Genomic DNA, 10,571 nt, shown 5'->3' on the forward strand with positions numbered 1-10,571 from the left:
CGGCAGCTATGATACTTGCCGCTGTGGCGCGCTCTGCGCCGCTTCTCTTTTTGCCCCCACCCATGTCACGCAAACCCAAAAAAGGCTACTTTGTGCGAGGCCAGTTCGTTGCCGAAGGCAGCGAAATGGACATTCAGCTCAAGGCCGAACTCAAAGGCACGCCCGATGCCAGCCGCACCGATCTCAAGCGCGAAAGCGACGAACTGCAGGAGCTGGGCAAAGAGCTTTTGAGCTTGCGCGCCGACCTGTTCGAGGCGGTGGGTCTGCCCGACAAGCTGGTGGACGCGCTGGCCGAGGCCAAGCGCATCACCAACTTCGAAGGCAAGCGCCGCCAGATGCAGTACGTGGGCAAGATCATGCGCAAGCTCGAACCCGAGCTGGTGCAGGCCGCCCGCCAGGCGCTGGAAGAGCAGCACAAGGGCTCGGCCACCGAAAAGATGCAGCTGCACCTGGCCGAACACTGGCGCGACCGCCTGATTGCCGACGATGACGCGCTGGCCCCCTGGATGGCCGAGCACCCCACCACCGATACGCAGCAGTTGCGCGCCCTGATCCGCCAGGCCCGCAAGGACGCGCAGCCTGCGGGCAAGGAGGCCAATGTCCAGGTCTCGCAAGGCCTGGCGCCCCGCAAGGGCCGCGCCTACCGCGAGCTGTTCCAGCTGGTGCGCGAGCACCTGGGCGGCACGGGTGCAGACGACGCCAGCGATATCGATGAGGACCACGGCGATGAGTGAGCCTTCCGCCCTGCACGACCCGGTGAAGATCGGCATCGTCTCCATCAGCGACCGCGCCAGCAGCGGTGTCTATGAAGACAAGGGCCTGCCCGCGCTGCAGGACTGGCTCACGCGCGCACTGCACAACCCCATCACCTTCGAATCGCGCCTGATCCCCGACGAGCAGGAAGGCATCAGCGCGGCGCTGATCGAACTGGTCAACGCAGGCTGTTGCCTGGTGCTGACCACCGGCGGCACGGGCCCTGCCTTGCGCGACGTGACGCCCGAGGCCACGCTGGCCGTGGCGCACAAGGAGATGCCGGGCTTTGGCGAGCAGATGCGCCAGATCAGCCTGAAGTTCGTGCCCACCGCCATCCTCTCGCGCCAGGTGGCCGTGGTGCGCGACCAGAGCCTCATCATCAACCTGCCCGGCCAGCCCAAGGCGATTGCCGAGACGCTGGAAGGCCTGAAGGAGGCCGACGGCAAGCAACTCGTGCCGGGCATCTTTGCGGCCGTACCCTACTGCGTGGACCTGATTGGCGGGCCGTATCTGGAAACGCGGGACGAGGTCTGCAAAGCGTTCCGCCCCAAGAGCGCTGTGCGGGCAACTCGCCCAGCTTGATACTTCAGAATTTGAAGCAAATATAGCCGCTAGCGCTTACCCGATAAGCGCAAGAAGCTATATTTTTCATAGCAAAAAATAAAACAGGGCAGCGCAGGCACGCCGCTACTTGCCCACCAGTTCGTTCAGCTTGCCCGCCTCGAACTGCTCCTTGAGCGCAGCATCACACGGCACGCAGTCCTTGTTCTGCGGGTTGGTGGACAGCTTCTCGATGGCCTGCCACAGCAGCGCGATCTGGTGCTCCTGCGACGAGGCGTTGTCGATCAACCCGCGCATGGCCTGCGAGAGCGGATCGTCCTCCTGCGTGATGCCATAGGCCGTGAACTTGCGCGCCTGCTGCGGCTCGGTCACGTCCGCGCTTTCGCCAGCTTTGGACGGGATGATCCGGGCCGGAATGCCCACCGCCGTGGCGCCCGCAGGCACCGGCTTGATGACCACGGCATTGCTGCCGATCTTCGCGCCGTCACCCACTTCAAAGCCGCCGAGCACCTTGGCGCCCGCACTCACCACCACGTCCTTGCCCAACGTGGGATGGCGCTTGGCACCTTTGTACAGCGAGGTACCGCCCAGCGTGACGCCCTGGTAGATGGTGCAGCCGTCGCCGATCTCGGCCGTCTCGCCCACGACCACGCCCATCGCATGGTCGAAGAACACGCGCTCTCCAATCTTCGCGCCGGGGTGAATCTCGATGCCCGTGAACCAGCGCGCAAAATGCGAAATAAAGCGACCGAGCCATTTCAGGCCGTGGTGCCAGCACCAGTGCGCGGGGCGATGCAGCCAGATCGCGTGCAGGCCCGGATAACAGGTGATCACCTCCCACGTGCTGCGCGCGGCAGGATCGCGGTCGAGGATGCACTGGATATCGGAGCGCAGGCGGGCGAACATCGTGGCTCGTTTCTTTTGGTTATGTGTTTATGGCCGCACAGTCTAGCGTTTCGCCTCAGCGGCCTCGATCATGGCTTTGGCGACACCTCTCAAGATGTGGATTTCTTCAGGGCTCAGCTGCGCGCGATTGAAAAGCTGGTTAAGGCGGGGCATGAGCTTCTTGGGTGCGGCGGGGTCCAGAAAGCCGATGGTGGTGAGCGCCTGCTCCCAGTGGCCCAGCATGCCCGCTACCTGCGCGGCGTCGGCCAGGGCGCGCTGTGGTGTGGCATCCAGCACCGGGAACCCGCCCAGCGCCATGCGCCATTCGTAGGCAATCACCTGGATGGCGGCGCCCAGGTTGAGCGAGCCAAAGCCGGGGTTGGTGGGAATCGACAGTGCCACATGGCAGCGGTAAACATCCTCGTTGGTCATGCCAAAACGCTCGGAGCCAAACAGGAAGGCGACACCGGCCTGGCCGGCTGCCGCAGCCGATGGATCTTCTGGATTTGAGGTGTTTTTGACCTCTAGCGCTTTTCCACCAAGCGCTAACAGCTCTTGTTTTAATAGCAACTCGAAATGGGCACGCGGCGCAGCCGTGGGCGGCCCGAAGTCGCGCGGGGTCATCGCCGTGGCGCACAGGTGGCTCATGCCGTCCAGCGCCTCATCGAGCGTTGCCACGATGCGGGCGTTCTCCAGCACGTCGAGCGCGCCACTGGCACGCTGGATGGTTTCCTCGCGCCGCAGCACGTTGGCCCAGCGCGGGGCCACCAGCACCAGGTCATCAAAACCCATGGTTTTCATGGCGCGGGCGGCAGCGCCCACATTGCCGGCGTGGCTGGTGTTGATCAGGACAAAACGGGTCTTCATGGGCAGGTGCAGGACAAGGGAAAAGGCAAGCGGTTAGGCGAAAAAGAGGCTCTGCGGGTAAAATCCTGCCCTCATTGTCGCCGCCCGCATCGCCGGGTCGGATCGCACCGCTCCTGATTCGCAGGCTGCCTCGCTTCATTGTTGACGCACGGCGCCCTGCTCACCACCACAATTTATGTCGTCCAACCTGCACCCCATGCTTAACGTGGCCATCAAGGCCGCCCGCGCCGCCGGCGCCATCATCAACCGCGCGGCCCTTGACGTGGAATCGGTGCGGATCTCGCAAAAGCAGATCAACGACTTTGTGACCGAAGTGGACCACGCGTCCGAAAAAATCATCATCGAGACGCTGCTGACGGCCTACCCCGGCCACGGCATCCTGGCCGAAGAGTCGGGCAGCGAATACGGCGCCAAGGATTCGGAATTTGTCTGGATCATCGACCCGCTGGACGGCACCACCAACTTCATCCACGGCTTTCCCGTGTACTGCATCAGCATCGCGCTGGCTGTGCGCGGCAAGGTCGAGCAGGCCGTCATCTATGACCCCTCGCGCAACGACCTGTTCACCGCCACCAAGGGCCGTGGCGCCTACCTGAACGAGCGCCGCATTCGTGTAAGCAAGCGCACCCAGCTCAAGGACTGCCTGATCTCCACCGGCTTCCCCTTCCGCCCGGGCGACAACTTCAAGAGCTACCTGAACATGATGGCCGACGTGATGCAGCGTACCGCCGGCCTGCGCCGCCCCGGCGCCGCCGCGCTGGACCTGGCCTATGTGGCTGCGGGCTTCACCGATGGTTTCTTTGAAACAGGCCTGTCGATCTGGGACGTGGCTGCGGGCTCGCTGCTGGTGACCGAGGCCGGTGGCCTGGTGGGCAACTTCACGGGCGAAGCGGACTTTCTGGAGCAGCGCGAGTGCCTGGCCGGCAGCCCCCGCATCTACGGCCAGCTGGTGCCTATTCTGGGCAAATACAGCAAGTTTGCGAGCGCTGGCGACAAGGCGGCTGTGCGCCAGGCGGCTGCGACAGATGCACCCGTCAGCGCTGAAGCCGAGGCTGCAGCCGAAGTGGAGTCCGACACCACGGGTGCCGCCCCACAGGCCGACGCCCCCAAGAGCGAAGACGCGCCGTTCTGATCTCAACTACCGCCGCCAGCAGTGAAGACAGCGCACGATGACCACTGCTGAGGTCTCGTAACTGGACTACGCAGCGGGCAAGACGCACACCAGTGCAGCCGTGCAAGGGCCGCCAAGCCGAATGTGCGGCGTTTCACTTGCGTGCACTGGTTGCGTCCCCCTTCCCGAATTGCGCAGCAATTCGGGAGAAGGGGGAAGCGACGAAGTCGCTCAGGGGGTTGTCCTTTATCCAGGGTCCGGGTATTTCTGGGCAATGCTGCGGAAGTCTTCCGCAATGTCCACAAACGCATCCACCATGTCGGGGTCAAAGTGCGTGCCCTTGCCGCGAACGATGGTGTTGCAGGCCTGGTCGTGTGAAAACGCGGGCTTGTAGACGCGCTTGCTGATGAGTGCGTCGTACACATCGGCCACGGCCATGAGGCGCGCCGACACCGGGATGGCATCGCCCGCCAGGCCCTGCGGGTAGCCTGAGCCATCCCACTTCTCCTGGTGGCTGTAGGCGATCTCCTTGGACACGCTCAAGAACGCCACGCGCATGCCCAGGCGCCGCTCGGCTTCGTCGATGGCGTTGCGGCCCAGGGTGGTGTGGGTTTTCATGATCTCGAACTCTTCCACCGTGAGCTTGCCGGGTTTCAGCAAGATGCTGTCGGGGATGCCGATCTTGCCGATGTCGTGCAACGGAGCGGACTTGTACAGCAGCTCGATCATGCGGTCGTTGAGCACCGGCTCGAAACGCGGGTGGTGGCGCAGCCGCTCGGCCAGCGTCTTCACATACAGCTGGGTGCGGCGAATGTGGTTGCCGGTTTCGTTGTCGCGGGTCTCGGCCAGCGATGTCATGGCCATGATGGTCACGTCCTGGATGGCCTGCACCTCCAGCGTGCGCATGGCCACTTCGCGCTCCAGATAGGAGCTTTTGTCGCGCAGGAAATCCGCCGTGGCCTTGAGCGCCAGATGGGTGTTGACCCGCGCCAGCAGGATGGGCGGACTGATGGGCTTGGTGATGTAGTCCACGGCCCCCAGGGCCAGGCCCGCGCGCTCGTCGTCGGTGTCGGAACGCGCCGTGAGAAAGATCACCGGGATGTCGCGCGTCGCCGCCGCAGCCTTCAGGCGCCGACACACCTCATAACCATCCATCTCGGGCATCATGATGTCGAGAAGGATCAGGTCGGGAGGGGTGTCGGACTGCGCGATCTTCAGGGCCTTCTCGCCGTGGTTGGCCACCTTCACCAGGAAATGTTCGCGCAGCAGGCTGCCCATGAGGGTGAGATTGTCCGGCGTGTCGTCCACCACCAGCACCGTGGCGATCGGGTTGTCCACAAGAGCGGCCTGCGAGGAGGCAAAGGGCGCGTTGTCCATGGAAGTTCCTGGGTGTTGTGCCGCTCAAGGGGTGTGAACGGCAGGGTGTTCGGGGCCTGACACGGCGGCCATTGCCGACAGTGCTTGCTCAAAATCAAAATTCTGGGTGTGCATCTCGACCACCGTGAAGCTGCTCGCCAGCAAGGGTTGGAGCACCTGGACATTGTGTTGGAAAAACTCGGGGGCTGCAGGGTCGTCCTGCTCCAGCAGCATGCGCAGCTTTTGCAGGACCGCCGTGGCGCCCACTCCCTGCAGCGCGGCCCCAGCAGGGGTTTCCAGGCCTTCCGGCCGCCCCGTTTGCTGCCCCTGCATCCACGCCTGCAATCCCGCCAGCAGGGGCTGCAACGCAGTGCCCAGGGTGGCCGTCAGTCCTGCGGTCTTTTCGGCATGCGCCCCACTGCGCAAGGCCTGCTCCAGCGCTTGTGCATGGGCCGACACCTCCTGCGCGCCAATGTTGGCCGCGACAGAGCGCAGGGTGTGGGCCAGCCGCTCGGCCAGCACCACGTCTGCGCAGGCGACGGCCTGCTCCAGGTCCGCAATCACCGACGACTGGCCTTGCACAAATCGCCGCAGCATCTCGGCGTACAGGCCCGGCTTGTCCAAGGCGCGCTGCAGACCCAGGCTGGTGTCCAGCCCGGCAACTGCGGGGAAAGCTGCTGCCGCCGCAGCGTTGGCCCCCTCCGGCGCCATCCCGTCAGCCCGCCAGCCGGAACTTGCACTAGCGCCTGCTGCACGGGGCACTCCCTCCACAGGCGGTTTGCCCAGCCCCGGCCGGGGTCGAATCCAGCGGCTCAGGGCGGCCCACAACGCCGCAGGCTCGATGGGTTTGGCCACATGGTCGTTCATGCCGGCCGCAAAACAGCGCTGGCGATCAGACTCCATCGCGTTGGCCGTCATGGCCACGATGGGCAGGTGGGCATGGCGCGGATTGCTGCGCAATTGCCGCGTGGCCGTTTCGCCGTCCATGACAGGCATCTGCATGTCCATCAGCACCACGTCATAAGCCTTGCGCTCGATGCGGTCGAGGGCGATCTGGCCGTTCTCGGCAACATCCACGGCAAAACCGGCTTCGAGCAAGAGTTCGACCGCCACCATCTGGTTGAGCTCGTTGTCCTCCACCAGCAGCACCGACGCTCCCCGGATCTCCATCGGCAGCTCGTCGGCAGCGGGCGCGGGGGTGACCGCGCGGCGCGGGCTGTAGGTGGAGTGTTCCAGCGGCTGCATCAGCGTGTCGAACAGCAGCGAGGCGTTGACGGGTTTGATCAGCACCGTGTCGATGCCCTGAACGCGGGCGGCACGCATCACGTCCTCGCGGCCGTAGGCGGTGACCATGAGCATCTTGGGCACCTGCGCCATGCCCAGGCCCCGGATGTGGCCCGCCAGCTCCACGCCGTCCATGCCCGGCATGTGCCAGTCCAGCAGTAGCAGGCCAAACGGCTGGTGCCGTGCCATGGACTCGCGCAGCCGGTCGAGCGCCTCCAAGCCGGAGTGGGCCTCCTCCACCTCAAAACCCATGGCCAGCAGCATGTCGGACAGCACGGTGGCTGCCGTCTGGTTGTCGTCCACCACCAGCACACGCCGGCCCCGGAGGTCCGGGGGCGGCAGCAGCACGCGCGCGGGCGCACCGCGTTCGAGCGGCACAGTGACCCAGAACGTGGAGCCCTGGCCATAGGTGCTCTGCACCCCCACCTCGCCGCCCATCAGCTCCGCCAGGCTCTTGCAGATAGCCAGGCCCAGGCCAGTGCCGCCATAGCGGCGCGTGGTGGAGGTGTCCGCCTGCTGGAAGCTCTGAAACAGCCGTCCCATCTGTTCCGGCGTAAGTCCGATCCCGGTGTCACGCACTTCAAACCGCAGCATCACCCGGTTGCCCTCTGCCTCCAGCAGCCGCACGGCAATGCTGATCTCGCCCGTTTCAGTGAACTTGATGGCGTTGTTGGCAAAGTTGATGAGGATCTGGCCCAGGCGCAGCGAGTCACCCACCAGGTTGGGTGGCACGTCGGCCGCTACATCGCAAACCAGCTCCAGCCCCTTGGCACCAGCCTTGTAGCCCACCACGTCGGACACACTCTCCAGCATGCGGTCGAGCACAAAGGGCTGCTTCTCCACCATGAGCTTGCCCGCCTCGATCTTGGAAAAATCCAGGATGTCGTTGATCACGCCCAGCAGGTGCTGGCCGGCCTGCTGGATCTTGCTCACGTAGTCGTGCTGGCGCGCTGTCAGGCCCGACTTGAGCGCCAGGTGCGACATGCCGATGATCGCGTTCATCGGCGTGCGGATCTCGTGGCTCATGTTGGCCAGGAAGTTGGACTTGAGTGCGGTGGACTCCTCGGCCAGCTCCTTGGCGCGGCGCAGGTCCTGCTCAGCGCGCTGACGGTCGGTGATGTCGACAAAGGTCCCGATGGCCCCGCCCGGCGAGCCGTCGGGCCGCGAGAAGCCGTGCAGCCAGAACAGCGTGTGGTGCACCTTTCCGTCGGCATACGGCAGGTCCACCTCCTTGTGCACCGACTGGACCCCGTGCAGGGCCACCTGCGCGTCCGCATCGAAGCGTTCGCGCTCGGTCTCGGGCAGGAACGCCAGGTCCCGCACGGTCTTGCCGATCAGTGCCTCGCGCTGCACCCCAAAGGCCTGCTCGTAGGCACGGTTAAAGCCGATGTACCGGCCGTCCGCGCCCTTGTAGAACAGAGGCACAGGGATGGCGTCAATCAGTGCCTGCTGGAAATCCAGCTGCTCGGCCACCTGCTGTTCCAGCAGCTTTTGTTCGTGGATATCCACGTTGACGCCCACCACCCGCATCGCCCGCCCGTCGCCATCGCGAAATATGCGGGCCGCCGACAGGAACCATCGCACCTCACCGTCCGGCCGCACGATGCGCCAGGAATCGCGAAGGTGGGTCCCGCCGCCCGCCAGGGCACTCGAAAAGGCGGCCACCGCGCGGGCGCGATCATCGGGGTGCAGAACCGCCTGCCAGTCACGCTGGGAGCGCACCTCCGTGCCCGGCGCCAGGCCGAGCAACGCCAGCAGCTTCTCGCTCCACAGCACCTGGGAGGTGAGCAGGTCAATGTCGAACACACCGATCTTGCCGGCCTCCTGCGCCAGCTCCAGCCGGTCTTTGGCCTGCTGCATGGCGATCTCGGCCCGGCGCTGCTCGCTGACGTCCTCGATCACCCAGAGAGAGGCGTTCTTGAACCCCTCCATTTGCACGCTGCGTCCTGCCATGCGTGCCTCAAAGCTGTGGCCGTCCAGGCGAAACAGCGTCGATACCTGCCGCACGGCGCCCCCGGCGTTCAGCACGGGGCCGACCTGGCCGTAGAACTGCTTTGCGCGGTCTTCCCCACCCAGCAACACCCCGACGTCCAGCCCCAGCAGCTCGGACGCCGTGCTGCCCATCAGCTCCACAAACGCCGGATTGAACTGCCGGAACTTCCCGTCCCCCACCAGCGCAATGGGGGGCGCGTTGTCAAAGATGGCGGTCTGTTGCTCCAGCAGCTCGTTGAGCAGACGCTCACGCCGCTCCAGCTCCTTCTGTGCCTGGATACGCCCCGAGGCGTCTTCATGCAGGCCGACGATGGCAATGCGCTTGCCACGCTCGTCAAACACGGGCGAGAGCGTGGCCTCGTCGTGGTAGAGGCTTCCGTCCTTGCGGCGGTTGACAAACTGCCCTTGCCACGAGCGGCCCGAAAGCAGCGTGGACCACATCTCCTGGTAGGTCTGCGCCGGGGTCTGGCCACTGGACACCACCGACGGCTTCTTGCCGCGCACCTCTTGCAGTGTGTAGCCGGAGTTGCGCTCGTACTGCGGATTGACCCAGTCGATGCGCCCGTCCCCATCGGTGATGACCACCGAGACCGGGCTGCTCCCCAGCGCAGCGCCCAATACCCTGAAGCGCTCCAGCGCAGCGCTCACCCGCGCCCGGCTGCGCAGCAGCTCCAGCAGCAGCAGCCCCAGCAGGCTCAGCAGCACGAAGGCAGCCCCTCCCACCTTCAGGCGCTCAGCCCCCGTCATCAGGGTGCTCACGTCATCCAGCATCGCCAGCTGCCACTGGCCGCCGGGGTCGCTCCAATCGACCTGGCGGCGCTCCACTGCGTAGTTCACCCCGTCGATGACAACCTCGCCCGCATCCGGCGCGAAGGGCAGGGAAGAAGCCAGGCCCTTGTCGAAGTGGTTGCCAAACTGGCGCGAAGCGCGGATCGAATCAATGCGCGCCTGCGTGAGCGGCGGCGCCACCGCAAACAGCCACTCGGGCCGCGTCGATGCGAACACCACGCCTTGCGGAGACAACAGCACCGTGGGCAACTGGGTGCTCTTGAGCACCTCGTCAAACAACTCGAACCCTACCTTGAACATCACCACACCGATGATGGAGCTGGAAGGCGTGTCGTTTTCATACAGCGGCGCGGCGTAATAGAGGCCCCGCTCCTGCGAGTTGCTGCCAATGGCGGCATACACGCTGATGGCGCCCTTGATGGCCTGCTGAAAATACGGACGAAACGCCAGGTTGATGCCGGTGGACCGGGCACCCGGCGTCTCGTGCGCCACCACCGTGCCATCGGCCGCCATGACATACACGCCGTTGACCAGAAACCGCCCCCGGGCCACCCCCAGCCGCGCCAGGGCTTCAGGGTCGTCCGGTGCCAGCTGCCCCAGGGCCATGGCCTTGAGCAGCGGCTCGCTCAGGCCCAGCAACGACACCGCGCCCAGCATGCCGCCACCCGTGATCCGGGCCTGCAGCGTGTCCACGGTCTGCTGCAGCAGCTTGGCGCGCTCGTCAGCTCGTTGGGCGCCTTGCCAGTGCATGGCCCCCAGCACCACCAGCCAGGCCCCCACCAGTGCCGCAGCCACCACCAGCAACAGACCGCGCACGCCCGGGGCATTGCGGTCCAGCACCTTGTCCAGAAATCCGCCCACGCCCTCACCGACCCGCGTCACGCGGAACCTCCGTCCAAGCCCTGGCCAACCAGCGAGCGGCTCTTACCGAGCGGGATACAGCAAGGCATCAATGTCCCCCACCGGCCCGGGC

At 65.3% G+C, this 10,571-nt stretch carries 7 protein-coding genes; 3 read left to right on the forward strand and 4 right to left on the reverse strand.

The window, feature by feature from the left end:
- Positions 1 to 62 precede the first annotated feature (62 nt).
- Together yjgA and mog are read left to right on the forward strand one after the other, a co-directional pair.
- Complete coding sequence (yjgA, locus tag AC2YJX_RS16890) at positions 63 to 734, forward strand: ribosome biogenesis factor YjgA (protein ID WP_055400276.1); 672 nt, start codon at positions 63 to 65, stop codon at positions 732 to 734.
- Complete coding sequence (mog, locus tag AC2YJX_RS16895) at positions 727 to 1,335, forward strand: molybdopterin adenylyltransferase (RefSeq protein WP_487256712.1); 609 nt, start codon at positions 727 to 729, stop codon at positions 1,333 to 1,335. Before yjgA ends, mog begins: the two co-directional genes overlap by 8 nt.
- A 105-nt stretch (positions 1,336 to 1,440) precedes the next feature.
- Here the strand turns inward: mog and cysE are convergent, their stop codons facing one another.
- Both cysE and AC2YJX_RS16905 read right to left on the reverse strand, forming a co-directional pair.
- Positions 1,441 to 2,220, reverse strand: a complete 780-nt coding sequence (cysE, locus tag AC2YJX_RS16900) for a serine O-acetyltransferase (protein ID WP_055400178.1) — start codon at positions 2,218 to 2,220, stop codon at positions 1,441 to 1,443.
- Between the two features lie 42 nt (positions 2,221 to 2,262).
- The gene (locus AC2YJX_RS16905) at positions 2,263 to 3,066 is read right to left on the reverse strand and encodes an RNA methyltransferase (RefSeq protein ID WP_487256713.1); all 804 of its coding nucleotides are present in this window, start codon (positions 3,064 to 3,066) and stop codon (positions 2,263 to 2,265) included.
- A 175-nt stretch (positions 3,067 to 3,241) separates the two neighbouring features.
- Between AC2YJX_RS16905 and AC2YJX_RS16910 the strand changes: the two genes are divergently transcribed.
- Complete coding sequence (locus AC2YJX_RS16910) at positions 3,242 to 4,198, forward strand: inositol monophosphatase family protein (protein ID WP_055400174.1); 957 nt, start codon at positions 3,242 to 3,244, stop codon at positions 4,196 to 4,198.
- Between the two features lie 225 nt (positions 4,199 to 4,423).
- Here AC2YJX_RS16910 and AC2YJX_RS16915 read toward each other — a convergent pair whose 3' ends face one another.
- Positions 4,424 to 5,554: a response regulator gene (locus tag AC2YJX_RS16915; protein ID WP_487256714.1), complete on the reverse strand. Its 1,131-nt coding sequence runs from the start codon at positions 5,552 to 5,554 to the stop codon at positions 4,424 to 4,426.
- Between the two features lie 24 nt (positions 5,555 to 5,578).
- Complete coding sequence (locus AC2YJX_RS16920) at positions 5,579 to 10,480, reverse strand: PAS domain S-box protein (protein WP_487256715.1); 4,902 nt, start codon at positions 10,478 to 10,480, stop codon at positions 5,579 to 5,581.
- Positions 10,481 to 10,571 lie beyond the last annotated feature (91 nt).

The organism is Acidovorax sp. SRI_002 (assembly GCF_057586455.1).

Excerpts from the sequence above, each read along its gene's own strand:
- AC2YJX_RS16915 (WP_487256714.1), bottom strand. The coding sequence starts at position 5,554 with ATGGACAACGCGCCCTTTGCCTCCTCGCAGGCCGCTCTTGTGGACAAC.
- cysE (WP_055400178.1), bottom strand. The coding sequence starts at position 2,220 with ATGTTCGCCCGCCTGCGCTCCGATATCCAGTGCATCCTCGACCGCGAT.
- yjgA (WP_055400276.1), top strand. The coding sequence starts at position 63 with ATGTCACGCAAACCCAAAAAAGGCTACTTTGTGCGAGGCCAGTTCGTT.
- mog (WP_487256712.1), top strand. The coding sequence starts at position 727 with ATGAGTGAGCCTTCCGCCCTGCACGACCCGGTGAAGATCGGCATCGTC.
- AC2YJX_RS16910 (WP_055400174.1), top strand. The coding sequence starts at position 3,242 with ATGTCGTCCAACCTGCACCCCATGCTTAACGTGGCCATCAAGGCCGCC.
- AC2YJX_RS16905 (WP_487256713.1), bottom strand. The coding sequence starts at position 3,066 with ATGAAGACCCGTTTTGTCCTGATCAACACCAGCCACGCCGGCAATGTG.